The sequence below is a fragment of the Psychrobacillus syltrankelensis genome, assembly GCF_055454035.1.
Window position 1 is genome coordinate 1,421,131 of record NZ_CM144227.1, and the last position, 19,736, is coordinate 1,440,866.

Annotated in this window: 22 protein-coding genes and 1 pseudogene; 6 read left to right on the forward strand and 17 right to left on the reverse strand. The window is 33.2% G+C overall.

The annotated features are described in order from the left end of the window. Window positions 1-31 precede the first annotated feature (31 nt). From ACTSKG_RS07135 to ACTSKG_RS07145, 3 genes are all read right to left on the reverse strand, one after another. A complete protein-coding gene (locus tag ACTSKG_RS07135) occupies window positions 32-1,606 on the reverse strand; it encodes a peptide chain release factor 3 (protein WP_464757452.1) in 1,575 nt (524 codons plus the stop codon). 163 nt (window positions 1,607-1,769) lie between these two features. Next, complete coding sequence (locus tag ACTSKG_RS07140; RefSeq protein WP_464757453.1) at window positions 1,770-2,819, reverse strand: M42 family metallopeptidase; 1,050 nt, start codon at window positions 2,817-2,819, stop codon at window positions 1,770-1,772. 325 nt (window positions 2,820-3,144) lie between these two features. Next, complete coding sequence (locus tag ACTSKG_RS07145) at window positions 3,145-4,533, reverse strand: aldehyde dehydrogenase (RefSeq protein ID WP_464757454.1); 1,389 nt, start codon at window positions 4,531-4,533, stop codon at window positions 3,145-3,147. Between the two features lie 319 nt (window positions 4,534-4,852). On the opposite strand from ACTSKG_RS07145, the gene ACTSKG_RS07150 reads away from it, so the two are divergent. Then, window positions 4,853-4,996 carry a hypothetical protein gene (locus ACTSKG_RS07150; RefSeq protein WP_464757455.1) on the forward strand — a complete coding sequence of 48 codons (144 nt, stop codon included), beginning with the start codon at window positions 4,853-4,855 and terminating at the stop codon, window positions 4,994-4,996. Window positions 4,997-5,054: 58 nt separating this feature from the next. On the opposite strand, the gene ACTSKG_RS07155 is transcribed toward ACTSKG_RS07150, so the two are convergent. Both ACTSKG_RS07155 and ACTSKG_RS07160 read right to left on the reverse strand, forming a co-directional pair. Then, complete coding sequence (locus ACTSKG_RS07155; protein ID WP_464757456.1) at window positions 5,055-5,900, reverse strand: DNA-3-methyladenine glycosylase family protein; 846 nt, start codon at window positions 5,898-5,900, stop codon at window positions 5,055-5,057. Between the two features lie 128 nt (window positions 5,901-6,028). After that, window positions 6,029-6,613: a phosphatidylglycerophosphatase A family protein gene (locus ACTSKG_RS07160; protein WP_464757457.1), complete on the reverse strand. Its 585-nt coding sequence runs from the start codon at window positions 6,611-6,613 to the stop codon at window positions 6,029-6,031. Window positions 6,614-6,761: 148 nt separating this feature from the next. On the opposite strand from ACTSKG_RS07160, the gene ACTSKG_RS07165 reads away from it, so the two are divergent. From ACTSKG_RS07165 to ACTSKG_RS07175, 3 genes are read left to right on the forward strand one after another with little or no spacing between them, the layout of a single operon-like run. Beyond that, complete coding sequence (locus ACTSKG_RS07165) at window positions 6,762-7,484, forward strand: alpha/beta hydrolase (protein WP_464757458.1); 723 nt, start codon at window positions 6,762-6,764, stop codon at window positions 7,482-7,484. Between the two features lie 52 nt (window positions 7,485-7,536). Further along, window positions 7,537-8,052 (forward strand): YjcG family protein, encoded by a 516-nt coding sequence (locus ACTSKG_RS07170; protein ID WP_464757459.1) that lies wholly within the window; start codon window positions 7,537-7,539, stop codon window positions 8,050-8,052. A 3-nt stretch (window positions 8,053-8,055) separates the two neighbouring features. Further along, window positions 8,056-8,487, forward strand: coding sequence for a GNAT family N-acetyltransferase (locus ACTSKG_RS07175; RefSeq protein WP_464757460.1), 432 nt, complete (start codon window positions 8,056-8,058; stop codon window positions 8,485-8,487). Between the two features lie 486 nt (window positions 8,488-8,973). Here ACTSKG_RS07175 and ACTSKG_RS07180 read toward each other — a convergent pair whose 3' ends face one another. The 4 genes from ACTSKG_RS07180 to ACTSKG_RS07195 form a co-directional block, all read right to left on the reverse strand. Then, a complete protein-coding gene (locus ACTSKG_RS07180; protein WP_464757461.1) occupies window positions 8,974-10,332 on the reverse strand; it encodes an arsenic transporter in 1,359 nt (452 codons plus the stop codon). Window positions 10,333-10,567: 235 nt separating this feature from the next. Further along, complete coding sequence (locus ACTSKG_RS07185) at window positions 10,568-11,245, reverse strand: DUF2642 domain-containing protein (RefSeq protein WP_464757462.1); 678 nt, start codon at window positions 11,243-11,245, stop codon at window positions 10,568-10,570. Window positions 11,246-11,247: 2 nt separating this feature from the next. After that, window positions 11,248-12,879, reverse strand: coding sequence for a hypothetical protein (locus tag ACTSKG_RS07190; RefSeq protein WP_464757463.1), 1,632 nt, complete (start codon window positions 12,877-12,879; stop codon window positions 11,248-11,250). Between the two features lie 102 nt (window positions 12,880-12,981). Further along, a complete protein-coding gene (locus ACTSKG_RS07195) occupies window positions 12,982-13,617 on the reverse strand; it encodes a hypothetical protein (RefSeq protein ID WP_464757464.1) in 636 nt (211 codons plus the stop codon). A gap of 229 nt (window positions 13,618-13,846) precedes the next feature. On the opposite strand from ACTSKG_RS07195, the gene ACTSKG_RS07200 reads away from it, so the two are divergent. Then, window positions 13,847-14,248 carry a hypothetical protein gene (locus ACTSKG_RS07200; protein WP_464757465.1) on the forward strand — a complete coding sequence of 134 codons (402 nt, stop codon included), beginning with the start codon at window positions 13,847-13,849 and terminating at the stop codon, window positions 14,246-14,248. Between the two features lie 156 nt (window positions 14,249-14,404). Here ACTSKG_RS07200 and ACTSKG_RS07205 read toward each other — a convergent pair whose 3' ends face one another. The 7 genes and pseudogenes from ACTSKG_RS07205 to ACTSKG_RS07235 all read right to left on the reverse strand — a co-directional run bounded on the left by ACTSKG_RS07205 (window position 14,405) and on the right by ACTSKG_RS07235 (window position 17,483). After that, a complete protein-coding gene (locus ACTSKG_RS07205) occupies window positions 14,405-14,710 on the reverse strand; it encodes a hypothetical protein (protein ID WP_464757466.1) in 306 nt (101 codons plus the stop codon). A gap of 73 nt (window positions 14,711-14,783) precedes the next feature. Continuing rightward, a complete protein-coding gene (locus ACTSKG_RS07210) occupies window positions 14,784-15,029 on the reverse strand; it encodes a stage VI sporulation protein F (protein ID WP_464757467.1) in 246 nt (81 codons plus the stop codon). A gap of 33 nt (window positions 15,030-15,062) precedes the next feature. Beyond that, window positions 15,063-15,137: pseudogene (locus tag ACTSKG_RS07215) on the reverse strand (YjcZ family sporulation protein); the annotation flags it as partial. A 130-nt stretch (window positions 15,138-15,267) separates the two neighbouring features. Then, window positions 15,268-15,633 carry a stage V sporulation protein AE gene (gene spoVAE, locus ACTSKG_RS07220; RefSeq protein WP_464757468.1) on the reverse strand — a complete coding sequence of 122 codons (366 nt, stop codon included), beginning with the start codon at window positions 15,631-15,633 and terminating at the stop codon, window positions 15,268-15,270. Between the two features lies 1 nt (window position 15,634). Further along, window positions 15,635-16,567 (reverse strand): stage V sporulation protein AD, encoded by a 933-nt coding sequence (locus tag ACTSKG_RS07225; RefSeq protein WP_464757988.1) that lies wholly within the window; start codon window positions 16,565-16,567, stop codon window positions 15,635-15,637. A 68-nt stretch (window positions 16,568-16,635) separates the two neighbouring features. After that, complete coding sequence (gene spoVAC, locus ACTSKG_RS07230) at window positions 16,636-17,091, reverse strand: stage V sporulation protein AC (protein ID WP_464757469.1); 456 nt, start codon at window positions 17,089-17,091, stop codon at window positions 16,636-16,638. Beyond that, complete coding sequence (locus ACTSKG_RS07235) at window positions 17,091-17,483, reverse strand: YhcN/YlaJ family sporulation lipoprotein (RefSeq protein ID WP_464757470.1); 393 nt, start codon at window positions 17,481-17,483, stop codon at window positions 17,091-17,093. The genes spoVAC and ACTSKG_RS07235 overlap by 1 nt, the downstream gene beginning before the upstream one ends. 132 nt (window positions 17,484-17,615) lie before the next feature. Here ACTSKG_RS07235 and ACTSKG_RS07240 point away from each other — a divergent pair, with 132 nt between their 5' ends. Beyond that, window positions 17,616-18,134, forward strand: coding sequence for a CotY/CotZ family spore coat protein (locus ACTSKG_RS07240; protein ID WP_464757471.1), 519 nt, complete (start codon window positions 17,616-17,618; stop codon window positions 18,132-18,134). A gap of 1,170 nt (window positions 18,135-19,304) precedes the next feature. On the opposite strand, the gene ACTSKG_RS07245 is transcribed toward ACTSKG_RS07240, so the two are convergent. Next, window positions 19,305-19,718 (reverse strand): hypothetical protein, encoded by a 414-nt coding sequence (locus ACTSKG_RS07245; protein ID WP_464757472.1) that lies wholly within the window; start codon window positions 19,716-19,718, stop codon window positions 19,305-19,307. Between the last annotated feature and the right edge of the window lie 18 nt (window positions 19,719-19,736).

Below are 19,736 nucleotides of genomic sequence, written 5' to 3' on the forward strand. Positions count from 1 at the left end.
AGACCACCTTAACTAAAGGCGGTCACTCATCTTAAAGAAGATTATATAATTTAATATGCTCATACTTATCTTGGAACCATCTTGTTGCAAATTCATTCTCAAATAAGAAAACATAATTATCGTAACGATCTCTCACTAGCATACTTCTTGGACCAGTCATCGATTCTTTTACTTCTTCTTCATTTTCTATCCATCGAGCTACTTTTGAACCGATTGGCTCCATTCGTACATCAACATTGTATTCATTTTTCATACGGTGCTCAAACACTTCAAATTGAAGTTGACCAACTGCACCTAAAATTATTTCTTCTGTATGAAGAGTTTTGTAGTATTGAATAGCACCTTCTTGTACTAACTGAAGAATACCTTTATGGAAGTGCTTCGACTTCAATACGTTTTTAGCTGTTACCTTTACAAAAAGTTCGGGTGTAAATTGAGGAAGCTTTTCATAATTAAATGCTTTCTTTCCTCCAACGACTGTATCACCAATTTGATAATTTCCTACATCATATAGACCAATTATATCTCCAGCGACAGCTACATCAACCGTCTCACGATCATCTGCTAGAAACTGTGTGGATTGTGTTACTTTGAAATTTTTCCCAGTACGAGCAAGCGTGATATTCATACCTCTTTCAAATTTACCAGATACGATTCGGACAAAAGCAATACGATCACGGTGAGCCGGATTCATATTCGCTTGAATTTTAAAGATAAACCCTGAGAATTCTTCATTCAATGGATTTACTTCATCCTCATTATCGGTTTTACGAGACTGTGGCGTAGGTGCAAATTGTAAATATGTTTCTAAAAATGTTTGCACTCCAAAATTCGTTAACGCACTACCAAAGAAGACAGGAGTTAAATCTCCTGAAAGTACTTTTTCTTTATCAAAATCATTTCCAGCTTCATCTAAAAGTAAAATATCTTCCATCGCTTGTGTGTAATACGAAGTTTGTTTCATGGAATGATCAACTGCAAGTTCGCCGTTTTCATCTAAAGGAAGATATTTATCTGATTCTTCTACTCGGAATTGTTCAATCCGCTTATTGTAGCGATCATAAATTCCTAAAAATTCTTTTCCCATACCAATTGGCCAGTTCATCGCATATGATTGAATGCCAAGAACCTCTTCTAGCTCTTCCATTAGCTCCAATGGTTCTTTACCTTGTCGGTCAAGTTTATTAATGAATGTGAAAATCGGAATCCCTCTCATACGACAAACTTTAAATAGTTTTAAGGTTTGTGCTTCAATCCCTTTTGCCGCATCAACAATCATAACAGCACTATCAACTGCCATTAATGTTCGATACGTGTCTTCACTAAAATCCTGATGCCCAGGAGTATCTAATATATTTATACGACAATTGTTAAAATCAAATTGCATGACAGAAGAGGTAACCGAAATACCACGCTGCTTTTCTATTTCCATCCAATCCGATGTGGCAAATTTCCCGGATTTTTTCCCTTTAACTGTTCCCGCGTCACGAATCGCTCCACCAAAATATAAAAGCTTTTCTGTAATAGTTGTTTTACCAGCATCCGGATGGGAAATGATTGCAAAGGTTCTTCTTTTTAATATTTCATCTGTTAAATTTAAGTCCATTTATTTTGTATCTCCTTCTTATTTACTTTTTTATCATATGGATTTGAGCACTAAAATACAAGTAAAAAAAGAACCAGCTTCCCGTTTTCTAACGAAATAAATCGCAGAAACGGCTGCTGATTCAACTAGATTTATTAATGTTTTATAAAACCTTTCTAATATCTTATAACATTTTAGAGTTTATATAAGCATATAAAAGTTTTGCAGTTTGTTCTAATGATTCCACATGCGTCCGTTCATATGCATGGGAAGCTTCTATTCCTGGTCCAAATAATGCATGTTTCACATCGTAACCTGCGCGAATAGCAGCCGAAGCATCTGAACCATAATATGGATAAATATCTAACTTATAATCGATATTTTCTTCTTTTGCAAGTTCCACTAATTGACGAGTTAATTCGTAATGGTATGGTCCAGATGAATCTTTCGCACAGATAGACACTGTATATTCGTCGGATGTTTGCCCGTCTCCTATTGCACCCATGTCTACTGCAATATACTCTACTACTTGTTCTGGAACATTCGAGTTACCACCGTAGCCTATTTCCTCATTATTCGAAATATAGAAATGTGTTGTATTTGGAAGAACAATACTATTTTCTTTTATTGACTTAATTAATTGAAGTAATAAAGTAGTACTCGCTTTGTCATCTAAATGTCGAGATTTGATAAAACCAGTTTCTGTTTCTTCAAAACGAGGATCAAAAGAAACAAAGTCTCCAACTTCTATTCCTAACAAACGTGTTCCCTCAGCATTCGTTACTTTTTCATCCACACGAACCTCAATGTTCTGCTCATCTCTTGCCAATCCACTAGCATTTTTATAGACATGCACAGTTGTTTGATGCATAAGAATGGTTCCTCTGATCTTTTTACCGTCAGCCGTATGAATTGTGCAATATTCGCCTTCTACTGCATTCCAATTAAATCCACCAACCATTGTAAGTTTTAATCTTCCACTTGATTTCACTTCTTTTACCATCGCCCCAAGAGTGTCCGTATGGGCGGTAAGTAAACGATGGTTTACATCATCTTTACCAATAATTGTAGCTATTAAAGCCCCTTTATTAGTACGTTTATAAGATACTTGTAAATCTAATAAAATCTTCTCCATAAAGTCCATAATTTCTTTTGTATATCCAGAAGGACTAGGAATTTCAACTAATTGCTTTAACAATAAAACCGTTTCTTCTTTATTAAAAGTAAATGACACTTTACTTCCTCCTTTTATTTACCTCTATATCTTACCAAAAATTATTATTTTCTTATAGAACTAAATGAATTAGTATTAGACACATATATAGACATGAGGTGGAAAATGGAAACCAAGAGTTTTATAAAAGTATTATTTACTTGTTTCCATTTAATTACTTCATAATACATCGAAGAAAAAGGTACGAGACTCCTGTGTAAAAACAACCAGCGAAACCATGGACAAACTTGTACTGCCGAGTCGGCTTAACGGTTCATACGTTGAAAGAGAGGCTCTTTATCTTGTTTGATACTTCCTACTTTCTATATTATAGATAATAGATAATTTACTTGAGAAGACTTCTAACAAGCTTCACTTTGTTTTTATAAGGTGGAAATATAAGATTTACTGGTAGCTTTGTACTTTTTTTCATTATAGACTTTTGATGAGTGAATAAAGTAAAGCTTGCTTCTCCATGATAAGATTGAGTTCCAGAATTTCCAATACCACCAAACGGTAAGAAAGAACTTCCGACATGTGAAAGTGTATCATTTATACATCCCCCACCAAACGAAAATTCCTGTAAAAAATAGTTCTGAGCTCTTTCATTCTCACTAAAAAAATAGGCAGAAAGAGGTTTTGGTAATTTACGGATTTTTCGAATAATGGTTGGTAAATCCGAATACGAAATAATTGGTAATAAAGGCCCGAAAATTTCATCTTCCATTGATGGACTTGAGAAACTTATTCCATCTAATAAAGTTGGTTCAATATATAAATCATTTCTATCAGAATTCCCTCCAAATATAATTTGATCTTTTTCAATTTCGAGAATTTTTTTTAAACGATCGAACTGGCTTTCGTTCACAATTCTTCCTAAATCCAAACTTTCCTGAATCGAATTACTAAAAAATTTATGAATCGTTTGTTTTAAAAGTCCAACAAATTTCTCTTTAACTTTTTCTTCAACTAATACATAGTCTGGTGCTACACATGTTTGACCTGCATTCATTAACTTGCCCCATATAATACGTTTTGCTGCTACTTCTAGATTAGCAGTATGGTCTACAATTGCCGGACTTTTCCCACCAAGTTCGAGTGCTATTGGAGTTAAACGTTCAGAAGCAGCTTTCATCACAATTTTTCCGACTTTAACGCTTCCGGTAAAAAAGATAAAGTCAAAAGGTGCATGGATTAATAACGATGTGACTTCCTTTTCACCTTCAATCACTCGAATGTATCCTGATTCGAATGTTTCTTCAATTATTTTCTTAACAATTTGAGAAGTATGCGGTGTTGCTTCAGAAGGTTTAATTATGGCACAGTTTCCTCCTATTATGGCTCCTAGAAGTGGTTCCATCACTAATTGAAACGGATAATTAAATGGCCCAATTATTAAAACAGTACCGTACGAATCGTTAACAATCCAACTTTTAGATGGCAGTAAAGCTATAGGAGTCTTGACTTGCTTTGGTTCCATCCATTTCTCAAGATTTTTCATCATATAAGATATATTGTCATAGACAAGTCCAATCTCCGTTGTATATGCTTCAAATTCACTTTTTCGCAAATCCTTATAAAGTGCTTGAATAACTTCTTTTTCATATTTTTTTATAGAGTTTTTTAACTTTTGTAGTTGATCTATTCTAAACTTAGCAGTTCTAGTTAATCCTGAATAAAAAAATGTTTGATGTTCCTCAATTAAATCCATTATTTGTTGTGTTGTGAAATCCATAAAAAACATCTCCTTTTCTTTATTAAAAAAATAAATCAACTGTCTAATCTGAATCATACTATTCTTTTTGAGTGTAGGAAAGATACTAGCAATACGGTTTTTATATATTTGTATTAGAAAATACATGAAAGATATGAAATGTGGAAATACTCTTTATGTAGTAAGAAATTCTTTTCTACACTTTTCAATTCATTAGTCTATAAGTATTACTTTGGATGCATGATATTTGATTCATTTTCTCAATACAAGTTTATTGTGAAAACTGAAAAGGGTATATATTGGTCAAATGGACAATGAGAATTTAAAGGAGGAAATGAAGATGACAGAAACAGAAACATGGTGGGAAACTATATTTACAGGTGCATTTGCAATGGGAATAAATAAGGAACGTTTATCGGAATTAGAAGAAGAATCATTTTTATACTTTAAAGAAGAACAAGGCGAAATGGAGAATAATAATTGAATAATTATTCTATATAAATTCAGCTTTTCCACAAAATATAAAGGAAAAGCTGATTTTTTTATTCAATATTTCTCCATAAGTACAATGCTGCATAACTTAGAAATGGAGACCAAGCTTCGAAATGGATTTCTATTTCTTCTTTGGTGGGCTTTTTCTCCAATTTCCAAAGTTGTTTTAATGAGTTTTGGAGTCCTACATCTGCAACTGGAAATAAATTATTTCTACCAAGTCCAAACAGTAAAAAACTTTCCGCTGTCCAAGGACCAATTCCTCTATATGTAGTTAATTTTTTTATAATATTTTCATCCGTTTCTAGACTTAATGCTTCTAAATTTAACTCTCCACACGCTATTGCTTTCGACACCCCTATAATATACTCGGCTTTTCTGGAACTAAATTGCATACTTCGAAGGGTTTCGACATCTATCACTGCTATTTTCTCTGCTGTAGGAAAAAACCATACATCATCCACTCGTTCGCCAAATGTTTGAACAAATCTTGTAGTTAAAGTTCTTGCAAAAGATAAATTCAATTGTTGATGGATGATACTTTTAATTAGATTCGCATATAAAGAATAATCGGTAATAATCGGTGTTCCCACAAATTTGCTAAATAAATTTTTTAAGTTTGTTTTGGAAAAGTGATCATTGACTGATTCTAAACTACGATCAAAATGAAAAATGGATGAAATGCGTTGAATCTGTTCATTCGATTTGATTCCCGAAAGTTGGAATTTAGGTTCAAGAAATGATCCAACACTTTGAATCGTTATTATCGAATCCTCTAAAGGAACTTTTACTAATTGTTTGTTTATATCTACCGTATTTAATGGATCTATAGCTAATCTTGTAATTGCTTCATCAAAACGATAAGCAAAAGGTAATTCAATTGTATGCATCCTCATTTTCTCACCTTTCTATGTTATAAAAATTTTCTAGGTAGCTTACAATCTCTCTTTGATATGATAAATTTAGATTTAAAAAACCCCAAGTATTTAAATAAAAACTTAGGGCTTCTCTTATTTAGTTCTCCTTATGTTCGCGCACCTTTAATATTTGTTTCTGGTGCAGTTTCTTCTGGTGGAATATCTTCAAAGGTTTCATTTGCTTCTTCTAAATCTCTGGTACGATGAGCTAGTCGAGAAGCGGCACATGCTGCAATACTTCCTACTAAGTCATCTAAAAAGGTATGAACTCCACCACCGGTTTTTGTATCCAGTTTTGAAATAATCCCAATTTTATTTTTATCCAAATGTCCAAATGTAGTTACAGCAATACTTCCATACGTATACACTGATCCTAAAGCGATTGTTTCATCTACTCCAAATAATCCTTCGTCTGCTTCTACAATTTGTTGCAATGGTTCTGATAATAGCTTTTTCTCTGCAAGCTCATCTAATTCTACCCCAACAAGAATTGCATGCTGCATTTCCCTTTTTTTCAATACACTTTTAATCGATTCAATACAGTGTTCCAAAGTAAGTCCTTTATTGTATGGAATTTGCATTTCATAAACGATTTTAGCTATTTCTTCAATGGTAACACCTCTCCGAAGTAACGCATCATTAGCAGCCTTCTCTACGGTTCTCGAATGAACTCTTGATGTTTGTCTATCCAAATTGATAATCTCCTTTATTTGAAAGTTTTTCTTTGTTACTTATTCGAGTAACAGTCGCTTTTGAATTCTTAATTGGTGTTCATTATACCTCTGATCATGTATATGTTACAATTTCTATACAACATGATTACTTTCTAGGAGGAACTATATGAACCGTGGAATTGTACAAGATTTGACACTTTTTAGCGAAGCTCTTCAAGAAGAAATGCAACTACTTATTTACTTACCACCAAATTATTCTCCATTATATAAATACAGTGTACTTATCGCAAATGATGGAAAAGACTATTTTCAATTAGGCAGGATTTCTCGTGTAACGGATGAGTTATATGAAGAAAAGGAAATAGAGAATTTAATAATTGTAGGTATTCCTTATAAAAATGTAAATGATCGAAGAGAAAAGTATCATCCAGATGGACAAAAACATCAAGCTTATATAAGGTTCTTGGCACAGGAACTTGTTCCTTACATTGATGCAAATTATCCAACGTATCAAATTGGTATGGGGCGAGCTTTAATTGGAGACTCTCTTGCTGCCACTGTATCATTATTAACAGCACTTCAATATCCTAATACATTTGGAAAAGTTATTTTACATTCTCCAATGATAAATGAATACGTATTGTCTCAAGTTGAAAATCATAAAGAAATACATGGATTTTCTTTATATCATGTAATTGGAAAAGAAGAGACTTCCGTCAAAACAGGTGATGGATTAATTACTGATTTTGTTACACCAAATAGAGAATTGCACAATTTGTTATTAAAAAAAGGATTTTCGACATTTTATGACGAATTAGAAGGAGATCATACTTGGAAGCTATGGCAACCAGATATGAAAAGATCACTCAAAAGAAATTTCAGCTTGTAAATGGTATAATGTTAATGTAATCTGCTATAAAAATAAGAGGAGGTAATGAAAAATGAAATACGGTATTGTTGCTTTCCCATCAAAAAAAGTTCAGGACTTCGCTAATTCTTACAGAAAGCGTTATGACCCGCACTACTCACTGATTACACCTCATATGACAGTTAAAGGTGTATTTGAAGCCGATGAAAATGAAATCAAAACAATTGCTGAAAAAATTGCTGAAGTTGTGAAAGATCATAAACCATTTACATTAAAAACTGCTAAAGTAAGTTCATTTGCTCCTGTAACAAATGCAATTTATTTTAAAGTAGAACCAACTGATGAATTGATGGCTTTACGTGGTGACTTAAATGCCATAGAATTTAACGACACAGAAAATTATGCATTTGTACCCCATATAACAATTGCTCAAAAAATGAATTCTAGTGAACATGATGACATTTATCCACAGTTAAAAATGATTGGAGCGGAATTTGAAGAAGAAATTGATCGACTTCATCTGCTTTATCAACTTGAAGACGGTTCTTGGACTGTTTATGAAACATTTAGATTGTCTGGAGCTGAGTAATAATTGGTTAATGCAAAAATTGTGGAAACAGAGAAAGAATATCAGGATGCTGTATCTATTAGAAGAAAAGTTTTCGTAGAGGAACAAGATGTTCCTCTACATTTAGAACTGGATGAATATGATCAGGAAGCTATTCATTTTGTTGCTTATGATAATGAAATACCATTTGGAGCAGGAAGAATTAGAACGGCAGAACCTTTTATAGGGAAAATAGAACGTGTATGTATTCTTCCCGAATTTCGAGGAAAAAATTTAGGTAATTTAATCATGCAATGTATGGAAGAATATGCCCAATTAAATGGCTACAAGAAGCTCAAATTGAATTCTCAAAGTTATGCCATTCCATTTTATGAGAAAAGAAGCTATTCGATTACATCCCCCGAGTTTTTAGAAGCTGGTATACCACATAGGGCAATGGAGAAGCCCTTGAATTAGATGAAACAAGTGAGATGATTGTATTTTAATCATCTCACTTGTTATATATATTGCTGATGTGTAATAAAAGTTAATATAAAATTGTAACCTTTCTTGTTAGAACAACATATATATAGAGAGAAAGACTTTGAAAAAATGACTTAGATGTTTTATATAGCAATATGTGCACTCAACTAATGTTGGTTGATTCATGTTTTTTTTATTCTTTATCCTATACTAATAGTTATAGGATTGTATTATTATAACATCTGGAAGGTTAATCATTGATAGCATGAGGATTCTTATTATCAACATCTTAAACTCCCTTACTTTTACAAGATTCTTACTAGGGAATAAGGTTTTTTAATAATGGATTCTTTTATTTTTTTCTAAATTTTAATTTGAATTTTGATAACACATACTCTGTAAAATATAAATATGTAGGAAATCAAACTAATTGAAGATTTCCTAACATACCTACTATATATCACTTTTATATTTCGAGATTTAATTTACAAAAACCAATTGTACCCAAAAATATAAAAACGTAAGCGTTACAATTACTGTAAATGGTATGACGATTAATGTAACACTTAAATAGTCTTTCCATGTGATTTTTATCTTATTTTTCCTTAGTATATGCATCCAAATAAGAGAAGCCAGTGTACCAATAGGTAATAGCAATGACCCCATGTCGCTTCCAATAATATTTGCTAGATAGATGGTTTTTAAAGTTATTGGATCTAACCCCATTTTTGTTAAAGTAATCGTTCCTATCATTAAAGCCGGGTGATTATTAAAAAGATTAGAAAGTAGCGATACTAATCCTCCCATGATAAAACTAGCTTGAAATAACCCTTGGTTTACAATTGGTTCACACAATTGCACTAATAATGCTGTAAGGCCAACATTATGCAAGCCATAAATAATCACATACATTGAGAAAGCAAAAATTAGAATGTGCCAAGGAGTCTTCTTCAAAATGTCAACAGGGTTAGTTCGTAGATGGTACCACCTCCAACATAGCAGGACTACAGAGCCAAGAACTGCAACAATTTCAATTGGAATGTTCATATAAGATGCAACAAAAAGTAAACTTCGAGTAACAAAGACGAATAGCAATATCTTTAACATAAATTTAGTTCGTTTTCGTTTTGTTTCAACGGAGATTTTCGTTTTCAATGGATGAAAATTTTTTAAGAAAAAAGATTCTTCTATATCAATAACTGAAACTGGTAATGTTTTTGGTAGTTTTTTCTTTACAACTAAATACATCAAGTAAGACATGAACATTAATCCAAGTGTAGCAGGAACAAACATCATTGCAGTGTGCATCCAAAGTGACATTTCTACAATATTTAAGGCGATTAAGTTAACTATATTACTAACACCAATAGGTGTACTTGAAGCAGTTGCAATTAATGCGCCACTCAATAAATACGGTATTTGTTGATGAGGTTTTATCCCCATGTTTTTTAAAAGCATTATTAATATAGGAGTTGTTATTAATATACTTCCATCGTTATTAAATAATAATGTCATTAAAAAGCATAACAACTGAATATACCAATAGAGTCGGTATCCTGACCCCTTTGCCAAACCTATTATTCTTGCAGCTGCCCAGTTGAAAAAACCAAAACTCTCTAATATAACTGCCATTACAACAGTTGCCATTATAGTAATTGAAGCCCCACCAATTTTACCAGTGATGTCTACAACATCATTTAATGATACAATTCCTGCTAGTAAGATAATTACTGCACCAATTGATGCTGGCCATGCCTCGTTAATTCCTCTTGGTCTCCAAAATATTACCAACATTGTTGTTAGGAACACCAAACTGGCGACTCCAACTTGAAAACTCATACATATACCATTTCCTCTCTTTTTTATGTTTGTCCGTTTCTTTGTATGTATATTCATTTCGAACTACGAGAATCGAGGTGTATGTCCATATACGTGAAAATATATTCTTGTATAAAATAAATCGCCTTCCATAACGGAAAGGCGATTTTATGTATTTGGTTCTTGAGATTAATTTTCAAGAAGCATGAAAAATTCCATGCTTCTATTATTTAGTTTTGAAGAGCTAAATATTAGTTTATACTTTGTGCAGAGTTTTAATATGATCTAAGTTTAGAAACACCGAATGTGATCTTGCTTCTTGAATTTCCATAATATGCTCATGTACATTATTAATTTTTCCTATGTGACCTTTACTACCTCCTAAATTTAATACTACAACTGTATCTTTTAAATTTTCAATTTGGGATTCAAATGTGCTAGCCAACAGTTCATTACTTATCTGTAATGGATGATTTTTGTATTCTATACCATATGGTTTTTCATTTGGAGAATAAGGAATTAGCCACTTTAGATGTTTTATAGAAATATACATCGTCTTATATATAGGAGAAAAAAATTCAAAATAGTTATCCATGATCTGCATTATATAACCATGAAGTGGTTTATCATTTGTTACAAAAATTTCAACATTATTTGCTTTAGCTTGAGTAAGAACTTCTTTTAAAGATAATTCTTCTTTACCTTCATCTCCAATAATACTTGGAAACTCTATAGGTTCAAGAATATCGAATTCAGTTTTACTTCGTACGCTTAAACTTTGAATATGATTTAAAGGGATGTACATAAAATTTGCACCATTAAAAAGTACCAATATGTCACTCCCCAAATCAATAATAGTTCCATTAATTAGTTTCTTTCCTGAAATTTCTATATCAACTACTTCCTTAATAAGGCTTTGAATAATCTTATTCAAGGTCACATCTCCTTTATTTCTAGTTGATGTTCTCTTACCTGATAATACATCTTTGCCGCATGCATCATTAATGAATAATACTGTTTTTCCATCATTTCAGCTTCTTCGTTTGATATTGTTGATTGATGCATTGTATATTTTTTTAGTGTTATAGGTAATTCGCTATGCTCTATATTATTTTTGCTTTGTTTAAACTTCGGATAATGAAAAGAATTTTTTCGAACAGATTGTTGCTCTAACCAAATTAGTTTTTGGGCTTTATTTGCTGCATATTTCATTAATGCAAAATATTGCTTCTCTAACATTTCTCTTTTTTCTTTTACACTTAATTGTTTTACAGGTCTAGGAAGGATTTTTTTTTCAGCAAGCGTTGTTTCTTCATTCAATGACGAATCTTCATCGACATCTTTCTGTTTATTGCTAGTGATATTTTTATTTTTATTAGTTAATTCATTTTCCAAAATTTCTTCGATCTTAGTTAGGTTTCCTTGTTGATCTCGATTTTCACTATTTGAATTGGATTTTTTGGAGATCGGAATTGTAGATTGATCACTATTTAAGGCACTCCAAGCAGTAAGTAGTATTCTTTTTTCTCTGTGCTTTAGTCGAGTATCTCCCTGTATTAATTGCTCTTCTTTCGAAGAACTATTATCTTTTAAAGTTTCTTGTTCTTTTGAATTAATTTTTTGAATAAATTCTTCATTACTCTCTACGGAATCAGATGTATCCAATTGTAATAAATTTTTTTCAATTATTGCAGTGGAATTTGTGATGAGCTCTTCCACGATCATTTCATTATTATAAATGGTAGTTTGTACATCTATCTTTACATCCTCTGTTTCCTCTAGTTGAAAGAAGGCTACCTGATCCACTGGCTCGTCATTATTATGAGTTGAATTCGGGTCAGTACTAATAATGGAGCCAAAATTAGATTCGTGGGGTTCTATATTAACTTTACTATCATCATTAATTGAGGTCTCAATATTACTAATGCCAACTTGTCTCTCTAATTGATGACCTAGTTTTCCCTCCTCCAGTAAAGGGTCGAGCTGCACTTCTAACTCATTGTTCATAGGAAAAACGTAGTCCTGATGAACTTTTTCTTGACTACTTTCCAGGCAATACTCTTTTGTTTCTAATGTTTTATTTATGTTAGCTTTATATATCTGTTGAATATTAAGTTGCTCTTTGTTATTTAGTATATGAATATCATCTATCGATAAATGGCCATAAATATCTGAAATATATGATTTGGGAATAAAAAGTAATTCCTTACTATTAATTAAGATAATGTGATCTTGCAATATCGTAGTTAGAACACCATTTAATGCATCATTTCTTAGACTATTAATGGTGACCCAATTGTATCTTAGAGTTATAAATACATCTGTTAAGTCATTTCTATCGATGTAATCACAAAGTCTTGGAAAAACACGAAACTCTTTAGCATTTTTAGAAAGGGCTTGGATATTATTTATTGACAAATATATTATTTTCCGATTCACTTCAACAACTAGATGGTCTTGTTTGACATCAAACAATATTCCTTCTACAAATTGATTGTCACTCAGATAAATACCTATCTTCATATTCTTATGAGCGCATAATACTCCCCTAAAGTTTTCCCCTAGCAAGATTTGGATCCTCCTTCCTAGAATATTCGTCGCTCATATCCATAAAGCGACGAATGCCTACCTAGCTATTCAGTCTCTTTTTCTCTCTTCTTCACTATTATATTACTTTTCTTCTTTTTCCTTTTTTTCTATTCCTTCTTTATTTTCTTTTCCTTCTTTGTTCTCTTTTCCTTCTTTGTTTTCTTTTCCTTCTTTGTTTTCTTTTCCTTCTTTGTTTTCTTTTCCTTCTTTGTTTTCTTTTCCTTCTTTGTTTTCTTTTCCTTCTTTGTTTTCTTTTTCATTGGACTTCTTGTTTTTAGGTTCCTTTGTTTTTTCAACTTTTACACCATAGCTTATATTACGAATATGGAACAACGAAACCCTAATAATTTCTTCATTTGCTACTATTATTACAAAATCATCCGAAACACAGTCCATAACACCCTCTAGTGTTTCTGGTCCACCACGATTAATTTTTACCCAATGTAGTGTTAATTCATCCAAAATTCCTTTGAAATCATTTGCTTTTATGAAATCAAAGTCTTTTGGAATTTCAAGGTTAAAATCTACTTGATTTTTCGTATTATACGTTAGGCTCTTCACATGCTGTGTATTATAATAAACAATTCCATCATCTTCTGTTAACAAAGTAAAGTGATCATCCGCTGCAGATAATAGCATACCAACACGAGATTCTGGACCACCTCTATCTACCTTAATAACCTTATCTACTAGAGAAAGTAGCATCTTTTTATTCATTTTTCCTAACCCCCTTTTATAGTATCTTAATATTTATATGTAACTTGACTTGTCAAAGCATTGGTTAAACGCCCACATTAATATAATTGTTTAAGCTCTCTTACATTTTGCTGAAATGACTTCAAAAGCAAATAAATATTTCCAAAAAACACTTATTAATTGAACAGAATAACACTATTTTACATAGTCTGTAATAATGACATAACATTATAGAAAGTAGTGAAAAGTTTTGACGGAAAAAGAAAATAACAAAAATGAAAATGAACCGCTTTTGTCGGAAGGTATTCAAAAATCAAAAAAGGGCCATCACCAAAAGAAAAGTAATAATCATAATCTTACTGACTTAACTGAAAAAGAATCATTACACAAGAAAAGTGCTGGCGACAAAAAAGAACCCCCACATAAAAGGGACTCTAATGATAGTGAAAATAATGAAGCTGGTAATAAAAAAGAAATTATCGAAAAAAAGGATAGTCATAAAAAACAAGAGGTAAGTCCTGGCCAAAAAAAATCTGTACCTGAAAGAACCATTGAGGATGAATCCAACAAAAAAGAGAACGTTCATAAAAAAGGCAGTGGTAACAAAAAAAACACTGAGCATAAAAAAACTAGCACTGAAAAGAAGAAATAAATGCTAAAACCTTTTAATTTCCATTAAAATTGTATTAATTTAATATTTTTCGGTCCATCAATCTTATATCAAGGTTGTTGGACCTTTGTTTGTTTGTCTGGAATGTAATACTTTAAATATAAAAAAAATGTCGATGAAAATATCGACATTTTTTAACTAGATATAAAAGTTTATTGTGTTTCCTTTACCGTTAATTTTTGCGATATCAGGTGATAAATTTACTGGATTTGGCTGGATAAAGCTTTTAAACAGTGGTGGGAAAGATGGTTCTTCAGGATTTAGTAGTTGCTCCTCTTTATTATCTTCAAGTTGCCTTTGTTGATCAGCAAGACGTTCATCAAATATTGATTTCATTCTTATACCATTAATATTATTAATAAAAGCAAAATTATAATCATCCATTAACAAACGATTTGCATAATTTTTAGACTGAATTGGTTGAACTGGAATTATATAACCCATTTTCTCCACCTCCTAGTTTTTAAAAACTAATACCCTTTACCTCCTCTAGTGAAACCCCAAAAAAATATTTAGTTTACAATAATTTTTCAATGTCAGTTAGACTTAACGAGTTTCCTTTTTGTAATATGGATTTTGTAAGCTCATCTTCTAGCTCTTTGGAAACTGGTTTCTTTGCAACTTTTCCAACTTTACGTACAATTTTACGAACTTGATCTTCATCCGTAAAATCTGCAGATGAGACCGTATTGGCAAGCGTAAAAAGTTCTTCCATTGAAACACCTGTTTTATTTTCAATTGCTTTAAAAAATGAATTTTGCATTTATTTTCCCCCTCACATTTTGATTATCATGGTTTAAGGGAGAAAGCTTCTACCGACAATGATTAATAATATAAATAATACAACGATTAACACAAAAGTTGAGCTTCGGCCATAGCCATAACCAGGTCCAGGTCCATAACCAGGATATCCTCCACCACAGTAGCCATACATACTCTTTCCCTCCTCTCCTCATAGACTTATTGTATGCAAAGTCAAGAAGGAAAAAAGGGCAAAACAACTAGTAAGTAGTATTACGTTTCTGAAAGATAAATGCACCAATTACTCCAAATAATATAGCTGCGCTAATACCCGAGCTTGTAACTTCGAACATTCCTGTTAATACACCTATTAGACCATGTTTTTCCGCTTCTACTAATGCTCCTTGGGTCAATGAATTTCCAAATGATGTAATTGGAATCGTTGCACCTGCTCCTGCAAAATCAATTAAACGCTCATATAATCCAAGCCCTGCTAAAACTGAACCGCTTACAACCAATATACATAATGTATGCGCTGGTGTGAGCTTGAATGCATCCATTAAAATCTGCCCTATAACACAAATAAGGCCCCCGACAATAAATGAAATAATCAATGAAGAAATCATATTATCCTCTCTTTTCCATACGGCATTCAATGGCGTGAGCAATACAAGGGATTGTTTCTCCTTGTTGAAAAGTCAAAGGTGATAATAGTGCACCAGTTGCGACAAGTAATACGCGGTTATATACACCATTTTTTAATTGTTTATACATATGACTAAAAAAAACTGCAGCGGAACATCCTGCACCACTTGCCCCAGAATTAAAAAAAGTGTTTTCTCCATAGAATTGTGCTCCAGCATCTTGTAAAATTACTCCACTATTTTCATCTTGAAACATTTCTCTTAAAATTGACAACCCAATTTTTCCTAGATCACCTGTCATAATAACATCATAATCCGCCATCCTACTGTTTGTATTCATTAAATGTCTTTCGATAGTATCTCTTGCAGCAGGTGCCATGGCAGCACCCATATGTAATGGATTTGTTTGGCCGCCATCCACTACTCTTCCAATTGTTGCATGTGAAATAATAGGTGCGTTTTGCACTTGTTTTTGCAATAAAGCAAAACCTGCTGCAGTTACAGTCCATTGGGCAGTTCCCGGTTTTTGAGAGCCATATTCATTTGGATATCTAAACTGTCTTTCTACTGCTGGATGATGACTAGAGGCTCCAGCTAATACAGATGATGCATTGCCTGATTCTATTAAAAGGCATCCGAGAATAACCGATTCCATTGAACTAGCACAAGCAGAAAATACTCCCAAAAAAGGAATAGCCAATTGGCGTGCAGCAAAATTAGTAGGAGATAGTTGATTTATCAAATCTCCTCCGATAAATACATCAATGTTTTCCATTTGCTCGTTACCCTTGCGAATTGCTAAAGCACAAGCTTTTTCAATAAACCTACTATTTCCTTGTTCAAATGTCTCATCTTTTTCATTCTCTAATGGTAAAACTTCATCAAACGAGTCGGCAAATGGGCTATCTTTTTCCATTGGGCCGACAATAACAGCTGCGCTGGCAATACTTGGATTCCCCTTAAATTGTATAGTTCCGACAGTATTTACCACGAGATCACTCCCATTTTCACTAAAATTGTTTTAATTAATGCAACAATAAAAGCAGAAAGTACTCCAAAAACAATGACAGAACCGGCTAGCTTGAACATATTTCCTCCAATGCCTAGTACGTACCCTTCTGACTTATGTTCGATTGACGCGGAAATAACCGCATTGCCGAATCCAGTTACAGGTACCGCCGACCCTGCGCCGCCAAATTGAGAAATTTTTTTATATAACCCGGTACCAGTTAGAAGCATGGCAATGAATACCATAGTTGCCACTGTAGGATTCGCAGCTGTACGTTCAGTAAATGGGAAAAAACGTATATAAAATAAAGTGATAATTTGTCCAATTGTACAAATTATTCCTCCTACAAAAAAAGCTTTTAAAATATTCGCGAAAAGTGGTGCTTTTGGTGTTTGGTTATCGACAATTTTATCGATTTGCTTTTGATCCATTACGTCGCTTCCTTTGACAGTGATTTTATTTGATCAATTGATTTTTTTAGTTTATCTGTTTGCATCTTTTCTTTTATTATTTTTTCAACTTCCCATCTTATTTTTAAATCCCCTGTAACAAGAACATCTTTTTCCGGAAACTTTTCTTCTAATTGTTTCTTTATTTTATTCTCGATTTTTTCTTTACTAAATCTGCTCATTCTTCGAATATCAATTGCAACGATAACATCATTTTTATCTGTAATGCTTTTGTATCCGTTAATCGACTTATTATCATTCAATACTTGTACAATTTCCGGCACATCATTTTTCGGATATATTTCTTGAGCCACATTATTTGAACATGAAGTTAAAAGGACGAAAGGAATTGACCACCAAACAATTTTTTTCATCAGATAATTGCTCCTTTTCGAGTTAGTATGAGCATTCAAAAATGAAATATACGAAGGCATTTGAGATATTTGCCCTTCCCTTAATGGTGAAGCTACATAAATTAGAAAGAGAGAAAGAGGAGGTGAAAATTAATGGGATGTGGAAGAATTGAAGACGTAGCGGAAGTACAAAATAACAATCGTTGTGTTTGCGATGTTGTTCGAGCAATTAAAGATATTCAAGACCAAGCGGTATCTAATGATTGTGATTTTTGTCCAACAAATTGTTTTTTAGAACCTCTTGGAGGACTTGTTAGTCCTGCTCGTCGTCACCAAGCGGACACCCGAGTTTTTATGCTACTAACGGAAGATGGTACTCCATTCAAAGCGTTTTTCCGCGACAGAGATGTTTGTGATAACGATTGTATTTCTGTATTTTTCCGAGTAGAAGATATTTTTGATAGTTGTTGTGCAACTTTACGTGTTCTAGAACCACTTAATAGTGAAAGACGTGAAGTCGATTTATTGAATGCAGATGGAACTAAATTAAATTTAAGAAGACTATGTGATGTAAGAAACTTTAGACTAACAGGTAGCTGTATCACAGTTGACTTAAACTGTTTCTGCGCTATTGAATGTGTAGCAGACGTATTTTTAGATGTATGTGACTAATCGTTTCCCCCTTGCAGTGTCTACTCCGTTCGGGAATTACCCGGACGGTTTTACTTTGTACCGAAATGTCACTAAGGTCTTTATACATAAGAAAATGCAACGTCCTTTAAGTGCTCTAGTTTTCACCTTTTCCAGAGTGCTTAGGACAAAACATCAACTACACTCCCACTTTTCCCCATATTCGATGTATGGTGTTCTACCTGTGAAGCTAGTGTTCATCAAACTTGAAAGAAAAAATACCGGGGATTTCCGTTTCAGGTGGACGCGTTCTGCGTGGTGAGCGATGAACCATCACCGCCCTTATCGGGTACGATGTGATGTTTCATCTGTCTTCGAGGAACTGAGGCTAAGAGCGCCACATCGTGTGACGACGCCTTCGTGACCAACATCCTGTTGGCCTCCGTCTGGAGTCGCCACCTTTCACTCCAATCAAATAAAATAATTGATGCTATAGCATTTTATATATTTTAGTGAAATTTTGTGAAACCGGGTAGAATATAGGTCTCTACTGAATGTTCGGATATAAATGACTTCTATCTTCGAAGCAATTATAAATAGTCCTATGCACACTAGCTGATTCCAGTATTCACATCGACTTAATATGCTTTTTATTGGTTACTACGTTAAGCAGGATTTCGTATATGTTTTTCTCTTAAGAAACATTGGCTACATTATTACCCTTAGAGTAATCTTGCGGAAGTTGTGACTTCCTCTTCAATTTATTAAAGTCAAGGTGGGTTTCGTTTAGATAATGAAAGATAATATCCTGTCCTACTTTTTTAAAAGCGGACAAAGATACAATTTCGTCCGCGGCTTAGCTTCCTTGTCAATTCGATACTGCCTATTCTCTCTACTTCCGCTAGCCATATTGTAAACAAATGAGAGCATCAGCTCATTATTTCGACGAAGCATATTACCTACCTTGTTTGCCCTGTTGGAGCAAAAAGACAAAGACTGCTTGGTTATTAGCAAGCAAATCAAGACCTAAGCATCGCGCGCAGAAGCAAAATATTTTCTGCGCCGAGCTTGAACAGAAGCAAGGGGAGCAGATTGATGCTTCCCACATAGATTGAGTCATCTGGAGAGGAAATCAACCTTTTAAATGGAATAACTATTAACATGATTTTATTTTTGCAAAAAAAACTATCCACAAAGGATAGTTTTCGAGATTCACTTCATTTCTGTACCTCGCCAAACGATTTTATCAACTTGATCAACTCGATAAGTAATCGATTCTCCTGACCCAACGGCAAAAGTCACAAATTCATCATCTACTTTCTCAACCTCACCTTGAAGATAGACTCCTCCTGCAATATGAAAAACAAGCGGACGATATGCTCTTCGTTGAAATGGTTTTGCTAGAAAAATTAGCTTATCTAATATTGCGAGAGTTTTCTTGGACATACTGCTACGTATTTCATATATCGATGTGCTTTCGTCTAGTACTTCTACTGGTACCTCCATTGGTGATACCTCAAGACCTGCATCCATCACAGCCTCCATCTGTATATTAGACTGTATCGGATATAGGTGAAAAACAGGTGGACCTTTTATATAAAGTAAAGGATCATTGAAAGAATTCACAGACACATCCTTTTTCCT

Excerpts from the sequence above, each read along its gene's own strand:
- ACTSKG_RS07135 (WP_464757452.1), bottom strand. The coding sequence starts at position 1,606 with ATGGACTTAAATTTAACAGATGAAATATTAAAAAGAAGAACCTTTGCA.
- ACTSKG_RS07145 (WP_464757454.1), bottom strand. The coding sequence starts at position 4,533 with ATGGATTTCACAACACAACAAATAATGGATTTAATTGAGGAACATCAA.
- ACTSKG_RS07150 (WP_464757455.1), top strand. The coding sequence starts at position 4,853 with ATGACAGAAACAGAAACATGGTGGGAAACTATATTTACAGGTGCATTT.
- ACTSKG_RS07155 (WP_464757456.1), bottom strand. The coding sequence starts at position 5,900 with ATGAGGATGCATACAATTGAATTACCTTTTGCTTATCGTTTTGATGAA.
- ACTSKG_RS07165 (WP_464757458.1), top strand. The coding sequence starts at position 6,762 with ATGAACCGTGGAATTGTACAAGATTTGACACTTTTTAGCGAAGCTCTT.
- ACTSKG_RS07170 (WP_464757459.1), top strand. The coding sequence starts at position 7,537 with ATGAAATACGGTATTGTTGCTTTCCCATCAAAAAAAGTTCAGGACTTC.
- ACTSKG_RS07180 (WP_464757461.1), bottom strand. The coding sequence starts at position 10,332 with ATGAGTTTTCAAGTTGGAGTCGCCAGTTTGGTGTTCCTAACAACAATG.
- ACTSKG_RS07195 (WP_464757464.1), bottom strand. The coding sequence starts at position 13,617 with ATGAATAAAAAGATGCTACTTTCTCTAGTAGATAAGGTTATTAAGGTA.
- ACTSKG_RS07205 (WP_464757466.1), bottom strand. The coding sequence starts at position 14,710 with ATGGGTTATATAATTCCAGTTCAACCAATTCAGTCTAAAAATTATGCA.
- ACTSKG_RS07210 (WP_464757467.1), bottom strand. The coding sequence starts at position 15,029 with ATGCAAAATTCATTTTTTAAAGCAATTGAAAATAAAACAGGTGTTTCA.
- spoVAE (WP_464757468.1), bottom strand. The coding sequence starts at position 15,633 with ATGATTTCTTCATTGATTATTTCATTTATTGTCGGGGGCCTTATTTGT.
- ACTSKG_RS07225 (WP_464757988.1), bottom strand. The coding sequence starts at position 16,567 with ATGGAAAAAGATAGCCCATTTGCCGACTCGTTTGATGAAGTTTTACCA.
- spoVAC (WP_464757469.1), bottom strand. The coding sequence starts at position 17,091 with ATGGATCAAAAGCAAATCGATAAAATTGTCGATAACCAAACACCAAAA.
- ACTSKG_RS07235 (WP_464757470.1), bottom strand. The coding sequence starts at position 17,483 with ATGAAAAAAATTGTTTGGTGGTCAATTCCTTTCGTCCTTTTAACTTCA.
- ACTSKG_RS07240 (WP_464757471.1), top strand. The coding sequence starts at position 17,616 with ATGGGATGTGGAAGAATTGAAGACGTAGCGGAAGTACAAAATAACAAT.